Origin of the sequence: Cobetia sp. L2A1, from assembly GCF_009796845.1 — a bacterium.
Lineage (GTDB): Bacteria > Pseudomonadota > Gammaproteobacteria > Pseudomonadales > Halomonadaceae > Cobetia.
Genome location: NZ_CP047025.1, coordinates 2,058,810 through 2,084,284, shown reverse-complemented (window position 1 = coordinate 2,084,284; position 25,475 = coordinate 2,058,810). Strand labels below are relative to the sequence as shown.

Sequence of the window (25,475 nt, the reverse complement as noted above, 5' to 3'; positions counted from 1 at the left end):
TGAAGAAGGTGCTGCAAGTGTGCCGCCAGTCTTGTGAAAAGAAAAGGCCACCCCGTCAAGTGAGATGGCCTTGCAAGCAAAGAGGGAAATGAGGATGACGATTCACTGGCTATCTTGCTGCTCTTGTTGGCTGTGTAGCTGGGGCTCAAGGAGAGCTGTCAGTCGCTCCGAAAAGTGCTTCGAAAGACTCCAGGGGCATCGGGCGTGCGAAATGATAGCCCTGGAAAGCGCGTACCCCCATCGCCTGAAAGATTTCCGCCTGATCGCGTTGTTCGATACCCTCCACCACTACCTGCATATCCAGGGAGCTGGCCATGTCCACGATGACGCGAGCCAACTGCTTGTCTCTTGGGCTGGTGCTCACATTGTTGACGAATGAGCGATCGATTTTCAGGGTGCCGAAGGGCAGCTCATGCAGATAGGACAGACAGGAGAAGCCGGTGCCAAAGTCATCCAGCGACAGATTGACTCCCAGTTTACGTATCGCGTCGAGCTGGTATCGAAGACTCTCCTCACTATCGAGCATGAGATTCTCTGTTACCTCAATCACCAGCTGTGTCGGGTTTATCGGGTAACGCTCGATTAGCGACTCAAGTTGATGAAGAAGCCCATGATTCCGGAACTGGATAACCGAAGCATTCACCGAGAGATAGCGTGTACTGAAACCTTGTTTTTGCCATTCACAGAGGATGACGGCGGCTTCTTTGAGTACCCAATTCCCTATCTCGATGATCTGGCCTGTCTTCTCTGCGGCAGAAATGAAGACATCGGGGGATATCAGCCCTAGCTCAGGGTGTTCGAGGCGAATAAGTGCTTCAGCGCCCAGTAATTCGGGTGCATCAAGATCTGGACTGGCAGCGTCGTAGATTGGCTGCAGATAGAGTGAGAACCACTGCATGGTCAGGGCTTCACGAATCATTCTTTCATTGAGAAACAGTGCCTCGCTTTCTTGCTGAGCACTTTCTCGAGAACACATCCGGTACTGATTACCCCCCGCATGCTTTATCTCGACCATGGTGTGCTCAAGTTGATGCAGTAGTTGGTTGGGCGTCTGCAGGCCGGCGTGAGCATCGAGACCCGCCATGCTGAAGAAGAGATATATCGGCTCACCGGCCTTCAACAATGGCTCTGCAAACGCTTGCTCAATTCGTTTTACCAGGCTGGAGAGTTGCTTGATATCACACAGCATCACGAACTCATCCCCACCATTGCGCCCCAGCCAATCCGGTTCACACTGTTGCAGCCGCTCACCGACCTCGACCAGTAGGCGGTCTCCATCAGATGGCCCAAGATGATGATTGATGCTATGAAAACGGTCGATATTGACGAACAGCAGACTGAAAGCAACCTCTTGCGACATCAGTGATGTCAGATGCCGATTCAAGGCGATGCGGTTGGGAAGACGCGTCAATCCGTCAACCAGTTCATGCTCCATCAGGCGCTTCTGGGTCTGCATCAACTCGGTAATGTCGTTCAACAATAGCATCGCACTCTCTTGTGTTTCTTTGGCAGCTGGGATGACAACCTGCACATCGCGATTCTCTTGATACTGACACTTCAGTACTAATACCAGGTCATCACAGGCAGTACCTGTCTGGAGAGCTGACTGCACACGACTGAGCTGGTCTGTCTCGCGTGAATCAAAAAGTTCATCAAATCTCATGCCCGATAACGTAGCCCGCGGGATACTGATGAGATTGATCAGCTCCTGACTGGCATCCTGAATGATGCCATTCATGTCGACGACCAATAACAGGGCGGGCGTGTCACGATAGAAATGCTGATAGCGCTCTTCATTATTTCTGAGTGCCTCCATCATCACGAACAGTTGCCTACCCAGCATGTTCAGATTGTCGATCACATTGTTGACTTCATGGGTACGAACCAGAGGAATCGCCTCAAAGTGTTCTGTGGGTCCCTCCAATTGGCGCATGCTTTTGATTGCCCGGTTAAGCGGAGTCAATGCATAGTGCTTCAACTGCCAGGAAATCAATACGACCACACCCGCCACGATGAACAAGGCAATGCCAGACAAGAGCGCGGCGACTTGATAAAGCTTTTCGACCAAGGGTTGATCAGTACTTTCTATTTCCAGCCTGCCAACCTTTTGAGTCACCAGCGAACTGGAATAGACCAATTGACGTTCATGAGTCATTGGTGAGATCGCTGTCCCTTCCTTGGTGATCGACTCCACTAGATCATCGTGATGATCATAATATCTGACAGCATGGATACTGGGCTGGTCACTCAACGTTTCCAGATATTGCTGGATGACAGCCTGATCAAAGTTCCAGATGGCATTCGGCAATGCCAATGCCGCCAGATTGAGGACTTTTTCATGATCCTGATGCATGTGCTCCGAGCTTTCCTTGGCATAGAGATAGAAACTCAGGAACCCGAAGATCAAGCAAATGATGAAGATCAATGGCACCAGCAAGCGCAGAGTTCGCCATATGAGAAAGGTGCCATGAGGCATTGAAGATGTCTCTTCTTGAGGTCGAAACCCGGAGGGATCATTGCTCATCGTCTTCATCACCATTATCCCTCATGTTCAACGTTGCTCCAGACATCTCGACAGATGAATAGGGGGTTGAAATACCCTCTTTGGATCGGTCTCTGAATGTGCTGAACATCCTGGTATCTGAAAAGGTTAAAGGAATCCGTGAAATCCTGTCTCTGATATTTCATTCTCCGACTCTATCTGTCATTCATATCTTGATATCCGGTAGTGCTTCTATCTTGAGCTGTTCCAATACTTGCATGGAATCAAAATGATAACGAGGATTACTTGGCGTAAGGCGATAACGCTTGAAATCAATGCGTGTCCAATCAGGTGCAAGTAATAGAGGACCATACTCCAGGACATTGTGGGTGGTAATGGCTGACATGGGGAACGTTACCAGTCGTGCCAGCATCTCGGGATTGTCAGTATGGTCTCGTATCATGATCATGGCCCAGGCACCGGCCATGAAGTGCCCACCATCCGTCAGTAGCATGCGTCCGTCTGCAACCATCTTGATACCTTCTGGCGACCAGTTGAGTCCCGCCACCAGAGTATCTTTACCTGGCTGAATACTGGTTGATTCCAATGCTTTGATGGCACCTTCGGCGATGGCGTCATTCGCGGACCAGATTATATCCACACCGTGCTTTTCTTTCTTTATCCACGTGAGATACTGCTGAGTGAGACGTTCGGCATCTTGATGATTCCAGCGAGCTTCCAGAATACGGTCAATGGTAAGTGCATCATCCGAGCCGAAGCCGGACAACATGCCAGCATTGCGCGCGATGGAGGCGGGTGTCCGTGTATCTCCGATCAGTGCCAATGCATGAAGTGGGGTGTCAGGTCTGAGAGCCCGTGCCTCTTTCAGCAGTAACGTGGCCATGCGTTTTCCTGCATCATGATTATCTGGAATGACACTTCCTATCCAGGAAGGATGCAGAATCCTCTGCGACTGATTCAAATAACGATGTTCTGCGGGCAAATCATTGAGCAGCATCAATACCTTTGTATGCGTGGTGTCAGCGATACTCAGTAGCTCGGAAAAAGCCTGCTCTTCATTGACCAGCAACAGGTAGTGCGGTGGCATGCTGCGCGTGAGTGTTTCCGTGGCAAGCTCGCGGAGTCGATAAGGGCTTCGCTCGGCATAAAGGATCTCCAGCGCGATATTCAGGTCTTGAGCGGAGGCTGACATGATGTCAGTGACCATGTCCCAGAAACGCTCGCCTTGTTTGCCGGGATTGATGAACGTTGCCGAGAGGGGACTGGACCTACCTTGGGATATCAGCTTGTCCGTACCATCGATTGTTTCGTGAATTGAGGACGATGAAGTGGCGGAAGCCATTGAGGCAAGCGCGGCCTCCGGGACCAGAGAGTCGGGTCCTTGCGTACTGGTGCCATAGGGGTGTGAAAACTCGCTCGCATTCGCCTGTGCAGCTACAAAAGAGCTGGCCCCCAACATGGTGACAAGCAGGAAGGTCATCGTCTGGCCAAACCAACACGACGTAAAGCGACGCATGAGCTATCTCCGGGCATTACCAAGGGGAGTGTCTCTTGTCAGAATACGGGAAAGCCTTCTGGCAAGTAGGTGATAATTCAGAAGAAACAACGATGCGTTCAACGTTTCAGGTGTGAACAGGACAGCGACAGGCGTTCTAATAGTGAGTGTCTGCTTTCATTGATCGCTGTCCCACTATCACACTGCCAGCTTCTGCCAGCCTCTACCTTGCCATAGCATGGCGAAGACGCAGGAGTTGAGCAGGCGATAGCCAAGCTGGAGCCACCAGATCGCCAGTAGACCACCCTCCTGCGAGACTCCAAACCACCAGGCCAAGGGTAGAAAAACTGCCCATTGCAAGCTCAGCGTAGCCGTCATGACCGTGCGATTGGCGCCAGCCCCCAACAGTGCCTGTCCAAGCACAATCGCCGCGCAATCCGCGGCGATCATCACGGCAGTCAGTTGAAGGGGAAGATGCCCCAGCGCCACCAGTGTGGAGCGATGGAGAAAGAGTCCCAGTACGGTATCGGTGGCAGCCCACAGCGGCAGCCCCAACAGCAATAGGCAGGGCAGTGCGATACGCACGGTATCCCATCCCCATCGATGAGCATCCTCTCGCTCACCACGCCCCAGTGCCTGCCCCACGAGGCTCATGGCTGCAAGACCCAGCCCGACACCTGGCAATATCAGTAACAGTGATAGATTGACCAGCACATGAGCCACAGCCACGCTGGCAGCGTCGATCTTGCCTAGAATCCAGAACAGCATTGCGTAGCCGGCGGCAAACCACAGTTGCTGAAAGGAATGAGGAATGGCGAGCTTCAGGGTGGCCAGATATGTCGAGGCAGCTGGCAAGGCTTTCAGCACGCCGTGCCCTTTGCCGCTGCGCAGGGTGGTCTGCAACCATAGCCCCAGCCCGACGAACTGTGACAGCGTCGTACCAGCGCCGGCGCCATCTGCGCCCATTTCCGGCAAGCCAAGCCAGCCATGTATCAGCAATACGCTGGCCACGACATTGACGAGCTGAATGATCACCATGATGCGTAGATAGACGCCGGTACTCTGGATCCCATTCCAGTAGCCACGAAAGCAGAATGCCATCGCGATGGGAATCAGTCCCAGCACGCGCCATTCAAAGTAGGAGGTGCCGGTGCTCAGCACCTCGGGTTGCCCATTGATTAACCCCACCAGGAAATGGGAGCCCAGATAGCAGGCCGCCGTGAGCGGAATTCCGGCGACCAGCGCGATGACGAGTCCTGAATTCAACCCTTCGCCACAGCGTGACAACGCTTGTTCACCCAGTCGGCGTGAGGTCTGTGCCTGAACTCCCGAGGAAAGCCCGAAGAGGACTGCGGTCACCATGAACATGGTATATCCGCCAACCCCGACGCCTGCCAGCGCTGTCTCCCCCAGTTGACCGACCAGAGCAGCATCAATCAGATTCAGTAGGCTTTGCGACAGCATGCCACCAATGATTGGCAGCGCAAGCGCAAGAATCCTGATGCTACGGACACGATCAGGCAGCATGAGTGAGTCCCACCTGCGAAAGTGAAAGACAGAGAGGGGAGCCAGAGCAGGCAGTGGGAATGCAAGAAGGGGGCAGTAACAGCAGCACAGGCGACTCACAGCAGTAAAAGAAGATGGCCATGATAGCGTGCTCGTCACAGAGAGAACACGACGAGCCTCAAGAGAGACAAACAACTACGCCTCACGTATCAAGGCGTGAGGCGTAGTTGAGTCTCATGGCGGGGAAGGTGCGTGGTGAGTGCCACTTTCGTCCGCAGCTTCTATCACCTGGCGTCGGGATCGTAACTCAATATCGGGGACAGCCAGCGCTCCATCTCGCTCATCTCCATGGCCTTGCGCGTTGCCAGCGACTGCACTTGATCACGCGTGATCTTGCCAGTAGAGAAGTACTTGGATTCCGGATGCGCAAAGTACCACCCAGAAACAGCGGCGGCCGGCCACATCGCAAAGCTGTCAGTCAGTAGCATGCCGGCATTGGCTTCAGGCTCGAGCATGCGGAACAACGTGGCTTTCTCGGTGTGATCCGGGCAAGCCGGATAGCCTGGCGCCGGACGTATGCCACGATATTTCTCCGCGATCATCGCCTCATTATCCAACGATTCATCGGCATCGTAGCCCCAGAATTCCTTTCGCACACGCTCATGGAGCCGCTCCGCGAAGGCTTCGGCAAGGCGGTCTGCCAGCGCCTTGACCATGATGGCGCTGTAATCATCTCCAGCTTCTTCATAAGCCTTGGCCAGTTCGTCAGCGCCATGCCCCGTCGTGACGGCAAAACCTCCAATCCAATCGGGCTTGCCACTACTCTTCGGGGCGATGAAGTCCGCCAGGCTATAGCAGACACCATCACGATTCTTGGTCATCTGTTGACGGATATGATGCAGGTGTTCGATCACCTCGGTACGTGACTCATCCGCATAGACTTCCAACATGTCGTCATCCACGCAATTGACTGGCCAGAAGCCGATGACACCTCGCGCCGTCAGCACTTTCTCATCGACTAACTTGCGCAGCATGACCTTGGCGTCGTCGAACAACGATCGCGCCGCCTCACCGACCATGCTGTCCTCGAGAATCTTCGGGTACTTGCCCGCCAGCTGCCAGCTGATGAAGAACGGCGTCCAGTCGATACACTCGATCAGTTCATCCAGGTGGTAGTGATCAAAGACCTTGAGCCCCGTAAAGCTGGGCGCGGGGGGCGTGTATTGCTCCCAATCCGGCTGCAAGCGGCGCTTGCGCGCCTCAGGATAGTCGAGGTCCGCGGCCTTGGGACGACGCTTGGCATTGCGCTCGCGCACCTTCTCATACTCGGCACGAATCTCGGCCGCATAGGCAGGCTTGAGCTCCTCCGACAGCAGACGGGATGCTACCCCCACTGCACGTGAGGCATCCGTGACATAGATGACGGGATGATCATACTGCGGCTCGATCTTGACTGCAGTGTGCGCCTTGGAGGTCGTTGCGCCACCGATCAGCAGCGGCAATTCAAAGCCGCGGCGCTTCATTTCCTTGGCTACATTGACCATTTCATCCAGCGACGGCGTGATCAGGCCGGAGAGACCAATGATATCAGCCTTCTCGTCGATGGCCGTCTGCAGAATCTTCTCGGCTGGCACCATGACGCCCAGGTCAATGACTTCGTAGTTGTTGCACTGAAGCACCACGCCGACGATGTTCTTGCCGATGTCATGCACATCGCCCTTGACCGTCGCCATCACGATCTTGCCTTTGGCCTGCACTTCACCATTCTTTTCCGCTTCGATGAACGGTATGAGGTGGGCAACGGCCTGCTTCATGACTCGTGCTGACTTCACGACCTGCGGCAAGAACATCTTGCCAGCACCGAATAGATCACCGACCACATTCATGCCATCCATCAGTGGCCCTTCGATGACTTCAATGGGACGGGCAGCCTGAACGCGTGCTTCCTCGGTATCTTCCAGGATATGCACCGTGACGCCCTTGACCAATGCATGCTCAATCCGCTTGTTGACCGGCCAGCTACGCCATTCAAGATCTTCCTTCTTCTCGCCAGTACTGCCGTCACCCTTGTACTTGTCGGCGATGTCGAGCAAGCGTTCGGTACTGTCATCGCGACGATTGAGTACGACATCGAGTACCGCTTCACGCAGCTCTTCGGGAAGATCGTCATAAAGTGCCAGCTGGCCGGCATTGACGATACCCATGCTCAGGCCGGCCTGAATGGCGTGATAGAGGAAGGCGGAATGAATGGCTTCGCGGACGGGGTTATTACCGCGGAACGAGAAGGAGACATTGGAGACCCCTCCCGAGATCATCGCGTGAGGCAGATTCTCGTGAATCCAGCGAGTCGCCTCAATGAAATCGACGCCGTAATTGTTGTGCTCCTCGATCCCGGTGCCGATGGCAAAGATATTGGGATCAAAGATGATGTCTTCCGCCGGGAAGCCTATGTCATCAACCAACAAGCGATAGGCACGCTCACAGATCTCGATCTTGCGCTGGTAGGTATCCGCCTGGCCCACATCGTCAAAGGCCATCACGACGACGGCAGCACCATGGCGACGACAGATCTGCGCCTGATGCCGGAAGCTGCCCTCGCCTTCCTTCAGTGAGATGGAGTTGACGACTGCCTTGCCCTGGATGCACTTCAGGCCGGCCTCGATGATGTCCCACTTGGAGGAATCAACCATGATCGGCACACGAGAGATATCCGGCTCCGAAGCAATCATGTTCAGGAAGCGCACCATGGCTTCCTTGGACTCGAGCATGCCCTCGTCCATGTTGACGTCGATGATCTGCGCGCCGTTCTCGACCTGTTCGAGCGCGACCTCAAGCGCTGTGGTGTAATCCTCTTCCTTGATCAGTCGACGGAAGCGTGCGGAGCCGGTGACGTTGGTCCGCTCCCCGACATTGACGAACAAGGAATCTACCGTGATGTTGAAGGGCTCAAGCCCTGATAGACGACAAGCCGGGGCGATGACCGGGAGCTGACGAGGAGGGTAGCGCTCAACCACTGCCTTGACGGCTTGGATGTGTTCCGGCGTAGAGCCACAGCAGCCCCCGATGATGTTGAGCAAACCGTCGGCCGCGAAGGTACCAATGATCTCGGCCATTTCTTCCGGGGTCTGGTCGTACTCGCCGAATTCGTTGGGCAGGCCTGCGTTGGGGTGGGCGGAGACAAAGGTATCTGCCTTGTCTGACAGCTCGCGCAGATAAGGGCGTAGCTCTTCTGCGCCAAGCGCACAGTTGAGGCCGACGCTCAGCGGGCGTGCATGGCGCACAGAATTCCAGAAGGCTTCAGTGGTCTGGCCCGACAGCGTACGGCCAGAGGCATCCGTGATGGTGCCGGAGATCATTACCGGCAGACGCGGATGGCCCTCGTCAAACAACTCTTCGAGTGCGTAGATAGCGGCCTTGGCATTCAGGGTATCGAAGATGGTCTCGATCAAGATGAGATCTGAGCCACCTTCAAATAGCGCCAGTGCCGCTTCACGATAGTTGTCACGCAGCGCATCGAAGGTCACGTTACGCTTGGCCGGGTCATTGACGTCTGGCGAGATGGAGCAGGTGCGGCTGGTGGGCCCGAGTACGCCGGCGACGAAGCGGGCGATGCCTGTCTCGGCGGCAACGTCATCGGCTGCCTTGCGTGCCAGGCGGGCTGACTGGAGATTGATCTCGTAGACCAGCGCTTCCATACCGTAGTCCGATTGTGACAACCGGGTGGCATTGAAGGTGTTGGTTTCGACGATATCGGCGCCGGCCTTGAAATAAGCACGGTGAATGGCGTCTACAATATCGGGGCGTGTCAGGGCCAGCAGATCATTGTTGCCTTTGATATCGCGAGGCCAGTCGGCAAAGCGTTCACCACGGAAATCCTCTTCCTCTAGCCCATAGCTCTGCAGCATGGTGCCCATGCCGCCATCGAGGATAAGGATGCGTTCAGCTAATGCCTTTTGAAGCGCAGGGGGGAGGGGAACTAAGGCTCTCGCCATGACAGTCTCCAGCAGATAAGGCGTGTCGCGTTGTGTCTTGTAGCGTTGCGCAAGAGGTGACTCTTACGCTGCTGCAGGCGCGAACTCATGATTATAGTGGCCTGTGACAAGAGATGATTCATCCGGCACGGTGGCCTTATGCTACCAGACTCCCGAGGATGCACCATGCTCCGGTGAGGGCACTCGCTCCAGGACTAGACAGCAGAGAATGATCAGAAACGCTGCTTGAAACCCGCACGTTAATCCCGAGTGAATTACTCAGGATTGCGAGTGCGCTAGCTTTTCCTTAACATGACGCTATAAGTCACCTGACATCGAGAGAGTCTCTACGCCATGAGTGAGAGCATCCAGATTACCGACAGCGCCCAGGAGTACCTGGCAGAACTGCTCGAGAAACAGAACGTCGAGGGCATTGGCGTTCGTATTTTCATTACCCAGCCGGGTACGCCTTACGCCGAGACCTGCTTGGCCTACTGCCGTCCTGGTGAAGAAGAGCCAACTGATGAGGTGCTGGCACTTCCCAAGCTCAAGGTTTATCTCGACAAGAACAGCATCGCGTTTCTTGAGGAAGCCACCGTTGATTTCAATGCCGACCGTATGGGCGGCCAGCTGACCATCAAGGCCCCGAATGCCAAGATGCCCAAGGTCAACGCCGACAGCCCGCTGGAAGATCGCATCAACTATCTCCTTTATAGCGAGATCAACCCGGGGCTTGCTGCCCACGGTGGTGAAATCAAGCTGATGCAGCTGACCGAAGAGCAAGTGGCTGTCTTGCAGTTCGGCGGCGGGTGTCAAGGCTGCTCAGCAGTCGACCTGACGCTCAAGGATGGCGTTGAAAAGACGCTGATGGAGCGTATTCCGGAGCTGACTGGTGTGCGCGACGTCACAGATCATACCGACACCACCAACGCTTACTACAACTGATTCCTTGGTCAGCAAGGCGTGTCTGATCATCAGGTCCGCTAGCTGATCTGGCGTCACAGCGTTCAAGCCCCCGCATCGAGCAATCGATGCGGGGGCTTTTTTTATGGAATACAAAGACATCTGAGTGAATATTGCTGACGTTTTCTAATGACAAGCATTAGTTTCGACACTAATGAAGAATTAGTTTTTCTGGTATCTTGATGGGGTATTCCTGCTGTAGGCCGGCGCCATGGCTGTCTGGAGCACTATTCTATCGACGTCTCAAGCCAAGAGAGCATCATTCATGAAGCTGGCCAACCTTCGTTTTCGTACCCTCAATATCATCATCTGCGTGCTGTCAGCACTGGCAGGGCTGGTGTTGCTGACGGTCCTGGCGTTTGTTACGCGCAATGTCACTGGACTTGAACATGACTGGCAGGAGTATCAGCAGGCGCGTTCGGACAAGGCCCGACTGGAAAGCCAGATTACCAAGTCTATGGGCTACGGCGGCATGATTCACGATTTCAAGAATCTGGTACTTCGCGAGGATGACTCTCTGGTCGGCGAGATTCAACGCCAGATAGGTGCAACGCGCAGTGCGTTGCTGCGATATCAGAATCTTGGCTTGAGTCAGGAAGAAGAGTCGGGCATCGAGGGTTTGCGTCAGACACTGGATCGCTATGAAGAGATGGTGATCAAGGTACGTGACATGCAATCACGAGGTGAGACCGCTGCCGCCATTGATAAACAGGTCAAGATAGACGATTACCTGGCAGTCAGTGGTTTGAATACACTGCGCAGGATCGCCGAAGATGAAGTACATGATATCGATGGCCTCACCAGTACAGGCATGGGCAAGGTACGGCTGACGGCTAATTTGCGTCGTAATATGGGTTATGGCGCGATGATTCATCATTTCAAGAATTACGTGCTGCGAGGCGATGCTATCTATGGGCAACAGACGGATGAGGATATCCTTCGCTTGCGTCAGACGTTGGCCGACTATCGAACACTGGGCCTGAACCAGGCCGAACAACGTGCGATTCGAGATATTGCCGATGTCGTGCAGTCATACAGTGATCGATTGACTCTGATTAGCCGACTACATGCTGAAGCGCCGAATATGCTGCCACGGGCATTGGATGCGCGCGTCAAGATTGATGACACATCAGCGCTGGCTGGCTTGGATGCACTGGATCATCAAACTACGCTACGTATCAGTCGTACTTCTTCAGCTGTTGGCGAGACCCTGAAGCTCCTGTCTTCTCTAGCGCCCATCGTCAATGGCGTGGCACTGGTGATGATTTTCGTATTGGTCAGCATTTCCATGTGGCTCTTTGCCCGTTATGTACTGTCGCCGATTCGTCGTCTTACCAATACCATGAATACGTTGGCTGAAGACGATGTCAGCGTGGTGATCGACGGGACTCAGCGTTCCAATGAAGTCGGACAGATGGCACGTGCGCTCCAGAAATTCAAATACAACATCATTGAGAGCAACAACTATAAGAAGCGCATTACCCAGCTTGCGATGCACGACTCTCTGACGGGTTTGCCAAATCGCCAACACTTCTATGATCGCATCAACCAGTTACTCAAGGAGGTCGATGAGAATGGTGGTCAGCTTGCGTGCATGATGCTCGATATCGATAAGTTCAAGCCCATCAATGATACTCACGGGCACGCTGCCGGTGATGTGGCGCTCAAGGTTATCTCAGAGCGGCTGACAAAACTCGTTCGCAAAAGCGATTTTGTTGCGCGCCTTGGCGGTGATGAATTCGTGGTGCTGGTGCACAACGCCGATATTCAGGCAAATCTTGGGCGACATGGAGAATTGGCTCAGCTGGCCCAACGCATCATTGATAGCATCGGCAAGCCATTCCTCTATGAAGATCACAAGCTGGAAGTTGGATGTAGTGTTGGTATCGCCATTGCTCCACAGCATGGCCAGGGTCGCGAGCAGTTGTCTCACAATGCCGACATGGCGCTCTATGCCGCCAAGAGTGAAGGGCGTAACTGTGCCGTCCAGTTTAGTCAGCATGATGAGCTGGGCCAGATTGTCGCCACGGCGCGCAAGCGTCGAGACCAACCCTCTACATTACCCTCTGCATCAACGCCGTCGAATACACCTCGTGATCAAGGCTGAATTCTGTCGCTGGTATCCTGCATCCTTCAGTACCCTCTCATTCAGTACTCTCAGCTAGCTTCACACGGCTCCCAACAGGGCGCCGTGTGTGTGACGCTTACTCACCGGCCAGAAATGATTCTCTGACCGCTGTTACCCCCCCCTTTGCGCCAGCAACGCATGCCTTTTTGGATAATTCTCCGTTATTCATGCGTGGTGTGAGAATAATTTATGGTTTGCATCATCCATAACCGTTTGTTATGGTTTACGGCGAATTCGCCAACTGCGAAAAATCATATGAAAACCATGACAATGACTTCCACGATTCAGGGCTTGGCCCACCACACGCACGATGCCGTGATAAACCGCGCGACTAAGCCGTTGTTTATCCGACAGCCGACAACAGATGATGGCTGGGGCATTTATGAGCTGGTCAAGGCATGTCCGCCGCTGGACCTCAATTCAGGGTATTCGTACCTGTTGCTCGCGACTCAATTCCGTGACAGCTGTGCAGTAGCGACAGATGAAGAGGGTGAGGTCGTCGGGTTCGTCTCAGGCTATACCCGCAATGATGCCCCCCAGACATTCTTCCTGTGGCAGATTGCGGTAGGCGAGAAGGCTCGCGGCACAGGCTTGGCTCGTCGCTTGGTAGAGGCTGTGATGAAGCGTCCGGAAATGGCACACGTGCGCCACCTGGAAACCACCATCACTCCTGACAATGAAGCTTCGTGGGCGCTGTTCACTCGCCTCTCGGAGCGCTGGCAGGTGCCGCTGAATTCACGCGAGTACTTCTCTACCGACCAGCTGGGCGGGGAGCACATGCCAGAGAATCTGGTACGTATCGGGCCGTTCCTTCCGAACGACCTTTAAGTATCAAGGGCGCTCTTCATGCGTAGTCACGATATCCGAGTCAAAGTATGAGGGATATCACGCGGCAAGCGCGCCAGAAAAACGATAGCAGCAAGCGTCAGATTTCTTTTCTACACCCATGGAATCTCCCACTCGATGTTCCTGTAGTACGAAGTCTTCCTTGAATCTTAAAGAGACTTCGTTTTAGCGGGCGAGTGATGGATATTCCTCACCAGGGAGGTGAAAGCATGAACACACAGATTCTCGAACGGATGGAATCCGAGGTACGCACTTATTCGCGTTCTTTCCCGACAGTATTCACCAAAGCGCAGAATGCCTACCTATTCACCGAGGATGGCAAGCGTTACATCGATTTTCTCGCCGGTGCTGGCGTACTTAATTACGGCCACAACCATCCAGTACTCAAGAAGGCGCTGATCGACTACATCAACAGCGATGGCATCATCCATGGCCTTGATATGTGGACAGCTGCCAAGCGTGATTTTCTTGAAGCACTTGACGAAGTCATTCTGAAGCCACGTGGACTGGACTATAAAGTTCATTTCCCGGGGCCGACAGGCACTAACGCGATTGAGGCTGCCATTCGTTTGGCGCGCAAGATCTCGGGTCGTCATAACATCGTATCGTTCACCAATGGCTTCCATGGTGTGACGATGGGCGCACTTGCCACTACCGGTAATGCCAAGTTCCGCGATGCTGCTGGCCTGCCGGCACAGGGTGCTCAGTTCGTACCATTCGATGGTTACATGGGCGAGGGCATCGACACGGTTGCTTACCTGGACAAGCTGCTCAAGGATTCTTCAAGTGGTCTGGATCGTCCGGCAGCGGTGCTGGTGGAAACAGTACAAGGCGAGGGTGGTATCAACCCGGCCTCCATCGAATGGCTACAACGTCTCGATGCACTGTGCAAAGAACACAAGATCCTGCTGATCATCGATGATATCCAGGCAGGCTGTGGGCGTACTGGCAAGTTCTTCAGCTTTGAACACGCCGATATCGTGCCCGACATGGTGTGTAACTCCAAGTCACTGTCCGCCTCTGGCGTGCCTTTTGCGATGGTGCTGATGCGCCCTGAGCTAGATCAGTGGAAGCCGAGTCAGTACAACGGCACCTTCCGTGGTAACGCACTGGCCTTCGTGACAGGCGCCGCTGCACTGCGCCACTTCTGGAGCGATGACAAGTTTGAGCGTGATATTCAGCGCAAGGGCCGTATTGTCGAAGAGCGCTTCCAGAAGATTGCCGCCAAGGCATGTGAAAATGGCTTTGAGGCTCACGAGAAAGGCCGTGGCCTGATGCGTGGTATTGATGTGCGCAGTGGTGAACTGGCTGATGCGATTACCAGCCGCTGTTTCGAGCAGGGTCTGATTATCGAGACCAGTGGTCACTCAGGTCAGGTTGTCAAATGTCTGTGCCCGCTGACCATTCGTGATGAAGAGCTGCTGGAAGCGCTCGATATCATCGAAGAAAATGCGGCTGCCGTTCTCAAGTAACAAGCCGATCTTCAGCTCAAGTAAGGCAGGACGTTCGTGCACCTTCTGGTTATCGTGGTGCCATCCTGCGTGTCACCTACTGTCAGCTGCCAGTTATCGGGCAGCATACAAAGGAGAACTACATGATCGTTCGCAATCTCGAAGAATCTCGCAAGACAGAGCGTCTGGTAAAAGCCGAGAATGGTAACTGGGATAGTACGCGCCTGTTGTTGGACGAAGATGGTGGAAAGTGTTCCTTCCACATTACGCGTATTTTCGAAGGTACTGAGACGCATATCCATTACAAGCATCACTATGAAGTGGTGTATTGCATGGAAGGTGAGGGCGAGGTAGAAACCCTCTCTGATGGCAAGATCTGGCCAATCAAGCCGGGTGATGTCTATATACTTGACCAGCACGACGATCATTTGCTGCGTGCTACCAAGACCATGCATCTGGCCTGTGTCTTCACGCCAGGTCTTACCGGCAAGGAGAACCATCGCGAAGATGGCTCCTATGCACCTGCTGAAGCCTGATCGATCGCGATAGCTAGTGTTTGTGGTAGGTATTGCCAATAGTAGAAGTTAGTATTACATGACGCCTCGTAGCATATGCTGCGGGGCGTTTTGCGTTGTGGCTCCAGAGAATAGTATCCGCAGGTTAGATAATCATGCGATATAACGACTGGCTATCAACCCATAAAGTACTTACGGTAATAGATATGCTATGCGTGAAGTGGCATAAACATGCATCTATTGGCATGTGTCATATTTCTCTCGATTTATGTCCTTGAGGCCGCAGCCGATGGCAGACCCTACCTCAGCAACATCGCTAGCGCCGGGAGGCCGTCCCGGCTTCAGGCCGGCCGCTCCTCATCCACGTGAACAGGAGCGCATCTGTAGCCTGCATTCCCTGCAGGTTCTTGATAGCGATCACGAGAAGCGTTACGACGACCTGACGCGGTTGGTCGCGGATATCTTCGATGTGCCTGTTTGCCTGGTATCGTTGGTAGACGAAGATCGGCAGTGGTTCAAGGCACACTGTGGGCTGGATGCCCGTGAAACGAGCCGAGATCTCGCATTTTGCGCACACGCTCTGCACGAAGAGCGCTTTTTCGTCGTCAACGATGCAACCAAAGACGAGCGCTTCTACGACAATGCACTCGTCACTGGGCCGCCTCATGTCTGCTTCTATGCCGGTGCAGTACTGCGTGACAGCAGTGGGCTGCCACTGGGGACTCTGTGCCTGATTGATCACAAGCCTCGTCAGCTCAGTGAGGCCCAGCTCGAGCGACTCGTACGTTGTGCGGCACTGGTCGAGAATGAACTCATCCAGCGTGACGCACTGTTGGCTGAGCGAGCACGTGCCACGTTACAAGCCAGTATTGATCCTATTACCGGCTATAGCACCCGCCGGCGTTATCTCCAGAAGTTTGACAGCTGGCTAAAGGGTCACTCGTCTGATCAAACGCTACAAGCTATCCTGCTCAAGGTTCAGAGCAGCGAGCGCTGGCGCAAGCAGAAGGGCATCAATTTCGTTGATGGTGTCTTGCAGTCACTCTCGACTCAACTCAACGAGAACTTTGATAGTGACGAACTGCTCAAGGGCCGCTTGAATCACGATACACTGATAATTCTGCTACCTCAGAAGCAAGCAGTCAGTGGCATGCGCTGGTCACGCTTTGTGAATCAGCCCTGGCTACTACATCTCTCTGCCACTGTACGACCCACATTATTGCTTTGTTCAGCGAGCTTTACGCCTGGCGACACCACAGCACATGAATTGATTGAAATACTCGAAGAAGAGCTTCATGGCGCCTGTGATTGGGCGCCGTTACAAAAGGATGTTCAGGTCGCAGATCTGACATCGACTCTGCAGCTACGCATCCACCTCAACAATCGCTTTGCCCAGGCGCTACGCGACAATGAGCTGTGTGTGCACATACAGCCAATATTCAAGTGCGGCACTCTGGCGCTTAGTGGTCATGAAGTGTTGCTTCGCTGGAAAGAGCAGGATCGCTGGGTATCGCCGTATCAGATGCTACGGATTGCAAGGCAAGCCGGGCTTACCGAAGAACTTGACGTTTGGGTGCTGCGTCAGGCATGCGCCGTATTGAACCAGTGGCAGAATTCAGATAAAGAAGGCAGTGCCGATGTGCTGCCTTTATCGCTCAATATCGCGGCAACTCGACTACTGGAAGCCGATTACGTGGATGCCATGCGGCGTGTCTTGAGGCTTTACAGAATCAAGGGCCAACAACTACAGCTCGATATCAGTGGCTCGGAAGATTTCAGGGAATCGCCCGAACCACTGGTGGCAGCCATGAAGGCACTGATCAGCGACGGTATTTCATTCTGTATCGACAGATTTGGCCCGGGGAATGACAGCTTGCGGCTATTGAGCCTGTTGCCTGCTAAAAGCGTCAAACTCCATCCGAGCTGGATTGCTCAGTTACAGACAGATCCGCGTCAGGCACGATTGCTCAAGGCATGGACAGCCGCATTGCACGCATTGGGTCTCGAAGCGATAGCTGTTGGTGTAGAAAATGCTCGCCAACAACAGATGCTTGAGGACCTGGGATTTGATCAGTTACAGGGGTTCGCGTTTGGTCAGCCAGTGCCACCGACGGACAGCTACCAGAAATGGCTGATTAATATCAAAACGGAAATAAAAAGCTGATTCATCGGGATAAGGGGTTTGTTAGCGTTGCAGGCTCGCAGGGACAGCGCTGAAAGGCGAGGGTGATGCTTGCCGCCTCTATGCCAAGCTTGCGCATTGAGGTGCGATTAATGATGCGCTCACCAGGTTGCAGATACATCCAGTCATCCATGCTGAACTCCCAGGTACTGCCATCAATGGGTACCTGGAGCACGTAGTTCATGCGGAAGGCATTGCCGCTGCTGGTCGCTGTTGCCAAACCTGTGACATCGGCCGCCGTCCCTGTCCATTGCCGATCACCCGTTGGGGTGAAGGTCCAGCGACGGTTCTGGGTGTCGCCATCGGCGTAGACAAAGTCTTCATCGAGAATGAGCTTGTCGCCATCTTTTGAGCCAACGACATCGACGACGAAACGTCGAGTCACCTTGCCGCTGTAGTCCTGAACCATGCCCCAGCCACGGGTGTGGCCAACGAAGTAGTCATCGATTCTGAGTTCAGGGCCACTATCTGCGTAATCTTCAATCTGCGGACCGCTGCATGCCGTGAGTAAGCCTGCGGTCATCACTAACAGACTGGCGGCAAGTGTCTTGCGCAAGCGAGGTAAGCGCATCTTTATCTCCGAATTCTGTTTTCATACTCGATATCCAGCACTGCACAAGCAAGCTCAGAACCTAGGTGCTTTACGGGAGTGCAGCATCAAAAGTTATCCAATTCATGAACAGAGATTATGCAGTATTGGCATCGTAAGCAAAAACGGCGCAAAGCGCGAGTGCAGCTCGCTGAGGTTGGGCGTAAAAACATCGCTGGCTTCGATATCTGCTACTGAATGCCATGGTTCGTAGAATATATATTATGTTAAATTGGATAAAATTCTTCTCTATGATTCACAGACCACATTTCCTGCTTTGGCGGCTAAAGGCCTTCCCTTTCGCTCTGTGTACTCTCTTTATGGTCATTTATCTGCTCATGTCGGTACATGACGTCAGTCAAACACATGTTTTAGTGCTGTCATGCTGTTCTTGAGTGCATGTTTCGCTGCCAAGGTTGATAGCCAGCTTGGGTACGAATCAGATAAATGCACAACGCCTGTGGTTGGAATGTGCAAGCGAATAGAGAAAGTGTCAATGTAATCGCTGCGACTGTAGCGAAACGCCCTCCATTGCGTCACCGTGTGGCGACGCTATTGAAGCGAGCACCTCAGGAATCGCGAGTGACTCCATGCATAAGGCCTTTTCATGCGGGCATCATCTATCATCTATCATTGTCAGCACATGGCGACAAAAACCGGCAACACGATGGCAGATCGTGTCTTGGGGCTCAACGCGCGCCCTGAAACATGGACAGTTACCATTAGGCCTACGTATGATCGGCCTCCTGTGCATCTTTGGTACTAACGGGGTAAAAGGTGCATAGGAAACATCCAGGCATCGCTAGGTCAGCGTATTACAGTGCTGACGTGGCGATGAACAAGAATTGTGCATGCCGACCGCGTTAGACGCAGGTCGGTAGCAAGGCTGAACAGGGACCTCCTCCACTATGCTGATCCGCAAGCTGCTGCTGCCTATTACTTTGACTAGCGCCGTCGTAATGGCTGGCTGCGTTCCGGCACAACCCCAGCCGCAGAAACCGGTATTGACGCCTGCCGCATTCTCACAACGTATGGATGCGCTGCAGGGACAACTTGCCAGTCAATGTGATGCTCAGAAGCAGCAACTGACAGAACAACAGGCGCTGAACAGCTCACTTCGTCGCGATGTACGTGAAGTCGGTAGTCAGTTGCGCCGCATGCACGCCGAAATGGAAGCGCCGGCAGCACCACAGGCGATACAGGCCTGCAAGGCCGCGTCGGATAACCCGATCATGGACAAGACGCTGCTGGGTCGTGTCGAGTGGGTTGGATTCCCCGCGATTGGTAGCTACTTCAAGGCGCGCATTGATACAGGCGCGAATACCTCATCTCTTTCTGCACGTGACATTACCGAGTTCGAGCGTGATGGTGACAAGTGGGTCAAGTTCAAGCTTGCGCTGCGTGATGATGCCAAGTATTTCGTCGCTGATGTACGCGACAAATGGGTCGAAGCCAAAGTCAGCAGGACCGTGACCATCGTCCAGGCAGCAGGCCGCGAAGAGCGCCCGGTTGTCAGCATGTTGATGACATTGGGTGATATAAAACAGCGGGTCGAATTCACGCTGAACGACCGTCGTGATCTGACATATCCCATATTGCTGGGCCGTCGCTTCATGATGGACATCGCCGCTGTCGATGTTAGCCGCACCTTCATCAATCCTCGCCCCGAATTCTCGGGTGGCGCCCCGAGTGCAGATGCGGCCAAGGACCAGGACCCGAATGAAGGTAACCGGGACTAAGTCGCGCCCCGCTGCTTATTGATACTGATTATCCCTACTGACATGACTCGGCAATTTCCCGAGTCATGTGGACTGTATAAAATATCTCAAGGACTCCCATGTCGCGTTTTGCTTTTTACCTGCTTGTCAGCCTGTTGATGCTGATTGGAGTGGGACTGACGGCGTATCGCCATATCTCGTTCGATGTCCCCTGGGTGCCCGGTGCACAGCAGAAAGTGTGGGATATCGAGGCACAGGTGACATTTACTGCCTCCGGTGGCCCAGTAAAGGCGTCACTGGCACTGCCTGAAAATCAGAAGGGCTACAGTGTCCTGACGGAAAACACGGCATCGTCAGGCTTCGGTCTCTCCTATCTGGATGACCTGCCAGGCCGTCGTGCGGAGTGGTCCATCCGTGAGGCTGCAGGCTCCCAGCTGCTGTATTACACCGTCACCATGCTTGAGTCCGACAATTCCACGCCCGCCGCCATCAAGCGCTTGCCGGCACCGCAGGAAGTCTCCTGGGAGCGTCCTTATGATACGGCGGCTGCACAGGTCATCGATCAGGCTCGTGCCAAGAGCGCTGACTCCTTTACCTTTGCTCGTGAGCTGATCAAGCAGTTTGACGGCCAGCGTCAGGGTGAGAATGGACGCCTGTTGCTGACCCAATTCGACCGCCCGGATCTGATGCTGCGCTTGCTCAACGAAGCCGGTGTCAGCGCCCGCCTCGTCAGTGGCTTGAGCCTGGAAGATGGTCGCCGTCGTCAGAATGTCAGTTTCTGGCTGCAGGTATTTGCTGAAACGCCGAAGAACGGTCAAACCGTTGATCTTGATTCAGCCGATGCCGAAGACATCAATACCGACTGGGTACTGATCAATCCTGAAACCGGTAAGCAGGGTGAGCCGGACAACCTGTTGCTATGGGAAGGTCGCGGCGCACCGATGCTGGAAGTCGAAGGCGGCGTGAACTCACGCGTCAGTTTCTCGATGATTCGCCACAATGAGCCGGCCGCTGTTGCCGTGCGTAACAAGCTGGCGAATGATGAGTTGCTCAACTTCTCTATTCACTCGCTGCCGCTGGAAGAACAGGCGCTGTTCAAGACGATCCTGCTGATCCCGATAGGCGCGCTGGTCGTGGTACTGCTGCGCGTGCTGGTTGGTCTGAAGACCTCTGGTACCTTCATGCCGGTACTGATCGCCCTCGCCTTCATTCAGACCAGTCTCATCACTGGCTTGATCGGCTTCTTGTTGATCGTGGCAACCGGCCTGGTGATTCGCAGTTATCTATCGCGACTCAACTTGCTGTTAGTGGCAAGGGTGTCGGTGGTCATCATCATGGTGATTGCGATCATCTCCATCTTCTCCGTGCTGGCATATCGCTTCGGCCTGAATGCTGGCCTGACCATCACCTTCTTCCCGATGATCATTCTGTCCTGGACCGTAGAGCGCATGTCGATCCTGTGGGAGGAAGAAGGCCCCAAGGAAGTGCTCAAGCAAGGGGGTGGTAGCTTGCTGACCGCCGTATTGGCTTACCTCGCGATGAATAATCCGTGGGTACGTCACCTCACCTTCAACTTCCTTGGGCTGCAACTGGTACTGATGGCCTTTATCCTGCTGCTCGGCAATTACACTGGCTATCGTCTGCTGGAACTGCGTCGCTTCAAGCCACTGACGGAGGATTGATATGCTCTCGTCATGGATAAATCGCTGGTCTCGCAACTGGACCACGCCAGGTCTGCTACGCGCCAAGGGCGTTGTCGGCATGAATCGCCGCAACATTGGCTATATCTCGAAGTACAACGATCGCCGGCTGTACCCGCTGGTCGATGACAAGCTGCAGACCAAGCTGCTGTGTCAGGAACATGGGCTCGCTTCGCCGGAGCTGATCGGCACTGTGACTAGCCAGTTCGAGGTCAAGGGTGTCGTCGATATGGTACGTGAGAGCACAGGCTTCGTGATCAAGCCGGCCAAGGGCTCTGGCGGCAAGGGCATCCTCGTCATCGAGCACCACGATGGTGAAGAGTACGTAAAGCCCAGTGGCGTTCGGATCAATCGTGCTGATATGGAGCGCCATGTCTCCAACATCCTGTCAGGGCTATATTCGTTGGGTGGCTCGCCTGATGTGGCGCTGGTTGAAGGGCTGATTTCCTTCGATCAGGCTTTTGCCGAGTTCACTTATGAAGGCGTGCCGGACATTCGTGTCATCGTCTTCAAGGGCTACCCAGTCATGGCGATGATGCGTTTGTCGACATCGGCATCGGACGGCAAGGCTAACCTTCACCAGGGGGCTGTGGGTGTCGGGTTGGATATCGGGACGGGATGGGCAGTACGTGGCGTTCAGTATGACCGCCCGCAATTTGCGCATCCTGATACTGGACACGACATCTTCTCGCTCAAGGTGCCACAGTGGGAAACGCTGCTGGTGCTCGCGTCTGGCTGCTACGAGATGACAGGCCTGGGATATCTGGGTACCGACATGGTGCTGGACCGCCGACATGGCCCGATGTTGCTGGAGCTGAACGCTCGTCCAGGGCTTGCGATTCAGATGGCCAATGGCGAAGGCTTGCGCAAGCGTCTTGAGCTTATCGAGCGACAACCTGATGGAGTGCCGGTGGCAGAGCGTGTTGCGTTTGCGCGCAAGCACTTTGCTCGTAGCAAGGAAGATGTCGCGAACGTCGGCATGGCCCCTGTGGCTGACTAAGTCCTGTTCGTCAAAATCATTGATATGATGCAAAACACCCCGCCCAGGCGGGGTGTTTTGCATTCAGTGAGACCGGCGTGTCAGCCCGGGTCTATGCTCAGCATCAGGCGCTTGCCGTTCGGCACGACTGGCGAGCGATGAATAAGGCCCCGCCCTTCATTGCCTGGCCAGCACTCTCCTTTGAGTAATGCCAGACTACCGGGGCGCAACTCTCGAATCTGCTCAGGGTCGATACAGATATCCTGGTGCCCGTGCTGACCATGCCCCAGTGCCAATCGATCTGCCGCCCCCTCTGGTAGCCACTGCGTTCCAGGCCCTTGATACGTGGTCACCAAGCGCACGGGAATCTTGTCTACGTGGAAGCGTGGGCACATGGCCTGCTGGGTCACTTCCAGGCGCAAACCGATGTCCGTGACCTCGAAAAGCTCGCCCATGGCAGCTCCAAGCGTACTGATGTCATCAATCAAGGCCTCCCCTGCATCAGGTGCTGGCAAATAGCGCTCCAATGCCTGGCGTACTTCGGCAATAGGCCCGCGCCATCGCATATGGAGCGGATAGGAGCCACCTAGCTGAGCGTGAATAGCCAGCATCAGCGATGCATCGATACGCCGCTGCATGACAGCCAGTGTGATATCAGGACAAAAAATTTCTCCAAGATCCAGCGCCTGTTGCCCGATATGCCAATGCAGCGAAGGAGTCACATCGTGATCAAGGGAGCCAGAAGTGTCGTGACTTCCCGAGGTAGAAGATGAAAAGGCGGTAAGCTGCTCAATACAGGCCATGGTAGGTCCCTCGGAATTACATGAAAATACCCAATATAGTTATGTTATAACATTTCTTTTAATGCGCGGGCCAGTGCTTGATCTTCTCCCAGTGACCGCTTTTACATCGTTGCATGTGGCTCAGCGGTGGCTCAGCAAGGCCAATTTGCCTAGAATAGAGCTCTGGTCATTCAGGTAGATCACGCGCAACACTCCCTGTTGTCACTGTGAGTACTGCCCTTCCGATACTCAGGATTCTTCATGCCAGAGCAACTTTCGCTGATCGACCAGGCTGAACGACAATGTCTGGCACGTGGCGCGCGCTTCACGCCGATTCGGCGACGTGTATTGGAATTGATTGCGGCCAGTCATGGCGCACTCAAAGCCTATGACCTGCTTGATCAGCTCGCCAAGGAACATGGCGCAGCACGCCCCCCCACGATTTACCGTGCGTTGGATTTCCTGATTGAGCAGGGGCTTGTCCATCGTATCGAATCGCTCAATGCCTATCTGGCTTGCCATTGCCCAGAACACCAACACGGCTTTCAATTGTTAATCTGCCGTGGCTGTGGACGGGTTGAAGAGATGCATGATGATGATCTTGGTTCTCGGCTTGCTGATAGCGCCAACGGCCACGGTTTTACAGTAGAGCGGCAGACGGTGGAGCTGGAAGGGCGCTGTGGCGAGTGCATTGAACAAGGACTCACCCCCGCGAGATCTCCTGCACACTAAACAGGCCCTTGCGGGCGATTTTGATACGTTATAACATTCGATTCCCACGGAGGACGTCACATGCTGGACATCCGCATCTCACAGGCACAAGTCGTCAATGAAGGCGCCATTTCCACGCTGGATGTGGGCATCAAGAATGGCCGCATCCATGTCATCGGTAGTGATTTGTCACACCTCGATGCACGCGAAGTCATTGATGCCAAGGGGCGCCATCTGCTGCCAGGCATGATTGATGATCAGGTGCATTTCCGTGAGCCAGGCCTGACCGCCAAAGGGAACATTGCCACTGAATCGGCCGCCGCCGTAGCGGGAGGCATCACCACCTTCTTCGACATGCCCAACGTCAAGCCTGCGACGCTGGACAGCGCTGCATTGGAAGCCAAGTTCGCGGTGGCCGCCGGACGTGCGCATGCCAACCATGCGTTTTATCTGGGCGCCAGCAACGACAATCTGGAAGCGATCAAGACACTAGACCCGAACCAGACCTGTGGCATCAAGATCTTCATGGGTGCGTCTACCGGCAACATGCTGGTCGATGATCCGGAGATTCTGGAAGGCATCTTCAAGCATGCACCGACGCCCATCGTCACGCATTGCGAAGATACACCGATGATTCTGGAGAATGAGGCCCGCTGGCGTGAGCGCTTCGGGGAAGACGTGCCCTTCTCCGAGCATGGCCGAATTCGCTCTCGTGAGGCGTGTATCAAGAGTTCGCGTCTGGCCATCGATCTGGCTACTCGCAATGATGCCCAGCTGCACGTTCTGCATCTGACGACCGCCGAGGAAATGGCACTCTTTGCACCGGGTCCGATGAAAGGCAAGCAGATCACGGCAGAAGTCTGCGCGCACCATCTGTGGTTCAGCGATGCTGACTACGACCTGCGCGGCAGCCTGATCAAGTGCAATCCAGCAGTCAAGACAGCCGAGGATCGTGCTGCGCTGCGTGCAGCTGTCATGGATGGTCGTATCGATATCATCGCCACGGATCACGCTCCGCACACATGGGAAGAAAAGCAGAACCCGTATTTCAAGGCGCCTTCCGGTATGCCACTGGTCCAGCACGCACTGCTCTCGCTGCTTGATCAAGTTCAGGAGGGTGTTTATGACCTGGAGACGCTGGTACAGAAGACCAGCCATAACGTTGCGGAACGCTTCTCCATCGTGGATCGCGGTTATATCCGTGAAGGTGCCTTTGCTGACCTCGTACTGGTCGATCTTGCGGGTGAAACCAGCGTGACGCGCGAGAACGTACTCTACAAATGTGGCTGGAGCCCCTTTGATGGCGTGACCTTCAAGGCACGCATCGATGCAACTTTCGTCAATGGCATCAAGGCCTACGACGGCAAGACTGTCAATCCGCTGGCCAACGGCCAACGGTTGTCGTTCAACCGCGGCTGATTGAGGCCTCATGTGCC

17 protein-coding genes are annotated in these 25,475 nt (G+C 54.4%); 11 read left to right on the top strand and 6 right to left on the bottom strand.

Annotated features, from left to right (window positions below):
* Positions 1 to 145 precede the first annotated feature (145 nt).
* The 4 genes from GQR90_RS09040 to metH all read right to left on the bottom strand — a co-directional run bounded on the left by GQR90_RS09040 (position 146) and on the right by metH (position 9,496).
* The gene (locus tag GQR90_RS09040) at positions 146 to 2,476 is read right to left on the bottom strand and encodes a bifunctional diguanylate cyclase/phosphodiesterase (RefSeq protein WP_158773820.1); all 2,331 of its coding nucleotides are present in this window, start codon (positions 2,474 to 2,476) and stop codon (positions 146 to 148) included.
* Positions 2,477 to 2,708: 232 nt separating this feature from the next.
* Entirely contained in the window at positions 2,709 to 4,019 is a 1,311-nt protein-coding gene (locus tag GQR90_RS09035; protein WP_158773819.1) for an ABC transporter substrate-binding protein, read from the bottom strand.
* Positions 4,020 to 4,196: 177 nt separating this feature from the next.
* Positions 4,197 to 5,525 carry an MATE family efflux transporter gene (locus tag GQR90_RS09030; protein WP_158773818.1) on the bottom strand — a complete coding sequence of 443 codons (1,329 nt, stop codon included), beginning with the start codon at positions 5,523 to 5,525 and terminating at the stop codon, positions 4,197 to 4,199.
* 263 nt (positions 5,526 to 5,788) lie between these two features.
* Positions 5,789 to 9,496, bottom strand: coding sequence for a methionine synthase (gene metH, locus GQR90_RS09025; protein WP_158773817.1), 3,708 nt, complete (start codon positions 9,494 to 9,496; stop codon positions 5,789 to 5,791).
* A 333-nt stretch (positions 9,497 to 9,829) separates the two neighbouring features.
* On the opposite strand from metH, the gene nfuA reads away from it, so the two are divergent.
* The 6 genes from nfuA (at position 9,830) to GQR90_RS08995 (ending at position 17,542) form a co-directional block, all read left to right on the top strand.
* On the top strand, positions 9,830 to 10,420 hold the full coding sequence (gene nfuA, locus GQR90_RS09020; RefSeq protein ID WP_158773816.1) for a Fe-S biogenesis protein NfuA: 591 nt from the start codon (positions 9,830 to 9,832) through the stop codon (positions 10,418 to 10,420).
* Between the two features lie 283 nt (positions 10,421 to 10,703).
* Complete coding sequence (locus GQR90_RS09015; RefSeq protein WP_158773815.1) at positions 10,704 to 12,545, top strand: sensor domain-containing diguanylate cyclase; 1,842 nt, start codon at positions 10,704 to 10,706, stop codon at positions 12,543 to 12,545.
* Between the two features lie 285 nt (positions 12,546 to 12,830).
* On the top strand, positions 12,831 to 13,394 hold the full coding sequence (gene ectA, locus GQR90_RS09010; protein WP_233266172.1) for a diaminobutyrate acetyltransferase: 564 nt from the start codon (positions 12,831 to 12,833) through the stop codon (positions 13,392 to 13,394).
* A gap of 227 nt (positions 13,395 to 13,621) precedes the next feature.
* On the top strand, positions 13,622 to 14,884 hold the full coding sequence (gene ectB / locus GQR90_RS09005; RefSeq protein WP_158773813.1) for a diaminobutyrate--2-oxoglutarate transaminase: 1,263 nt from the start codon (positions 13,622 to 13,624) through the stop codon (positions 14,882 to 14,884).
* A gap of 122 nt (positions 14,885 to 15,006) precedes the next feature.
* Entirely contained in the window at positions 15,007 to 15,399 is a 393-nt protein-coding gene (locus tag GQR90_RS09000) for an ectoine synthase (RefSeq protein WP_158773812.1), read from the top strand.
* 268 nt (positions 15,400 to 15,667) lie between these two features.
* The gene (locus GQR90_RS08995; protein WP_158773811.1) at positions 15,668 to 17,542 is read left to right on the top strand and encodes an EAL domain-containing protein; all 1,875 of its coding nucleotides are present in this window, start codon (positions 15,668 to 15,670) and stop codon (positions 17,540 to 17,542) included.
* Between the two features lies 1 nt (position 17,543).
* Here GQR90_RS08995 and GQR90_RS08990 read toward each other — a convergent pair whose 3' ends face one another.
* Positions 17,544 to 18,131 (bottom strand): DUF3833 domain-containing protein, encoded by a 588-nt coding sequence (locus tag GQR90_RS08990; protein ID WP_158773810.1) that lies wholly within the window; start codon positions 18,129 to 18,131, stop codon positions 17,544 to 17,546.
* Positions 18,132 to 19,057: 926 nt separating this feature from the next.
* On the opposite strand from GQR90_RS08990, the gene GQR90_RS08985 reads away from it, so the two are divergent.
* The 3 genes from GQR90_RS08985 (at position 19,058) to GQR90_RS08975 (ending at position 22,567) form a co-directional block, all read left to right on the top strand.
* Positions 19,058 to 19,888, top strand: a complete 831-nt coding sequence (locus tag GQR90_RS08985) for an ATP-dependent zinc protease family protein (RefSeq protein ID WP_158773809.1) — start codon at positions 19,058 to 19,060, stop codon at positions 19,886 to 19,888.
* A 98-nt stretch (positions 19,889 to 19,986) separates the two neighbouring features.
* Entirely contained in the window at positions 19,987 to 21,549 is a 1,563-nt protein-coding gene (locus GQR90_RS08980) for an inactive transglutaminase family protein (protein WP_158773808.1), read from the top strand.
* 1 nt (position 21,550) lies between these two features.
* Positions 21,551 to 22,567: an alpha-L-glutamate ligase-like protein gene (locus GQR90_RS08975; protein WP_158773807.1), complete on the top strand. Its 1,017-nt coding sequence runs from the start codon at positions 21,551 to 21,553 to the stop codon at positions 22,565 to 22,567.
* A gap of 80 nt (positions 22,568 to 22,647) precedes the next feature.
* Here the strand turns inward: GQR90_RS08975 and GQR90_RS08970 are convergent, their stop codons facing one another.
* On the bottom strand, positions 22,648 to 23,349 hold the full coding sequence (locus tag GQR90_RS08970) for a DUF1826 domain-containing protein (RefSeq protein WP_158773806.1): 702 nt from the start codon (positions 23,347 to 23,349) through the stop codon (positions 22,648 to 22,650).
* A 240-nt stretch (positions 23,350 to 23,589) separates the two neighbouring features.
* Between GQR90_RS08970 and GQR90_RS08965 the strand changes: the two genes are divergently transcribed.
* Positions 23,590 to 24,060, top strand: coding sequence for a Fur family transcriptional regulator (locus tag GQR90_RS08965; RefSeq protein WP_158773805.1), 471 nt, complete (start codon positions 23,590 to 23,592; stop codon positions 24,058 to 24,060).
* A gap of 60 nt (positions 24,061 to 24,120) precedes the next feature.
* Positions 24,121 to 25,458: a dihydroorotase gene (locus GQR90_RS08960; RefSeq protein ID WP_158773804.1), complete on the top strand. Its 1,338-nt coding sequence runs from the start codon at positions 24,121 to 24,123 to the stop codon at positions 25,456 to 25,458.
* Positions 25,459 to 25,475 lie beyond the last annotated feature (17 nt).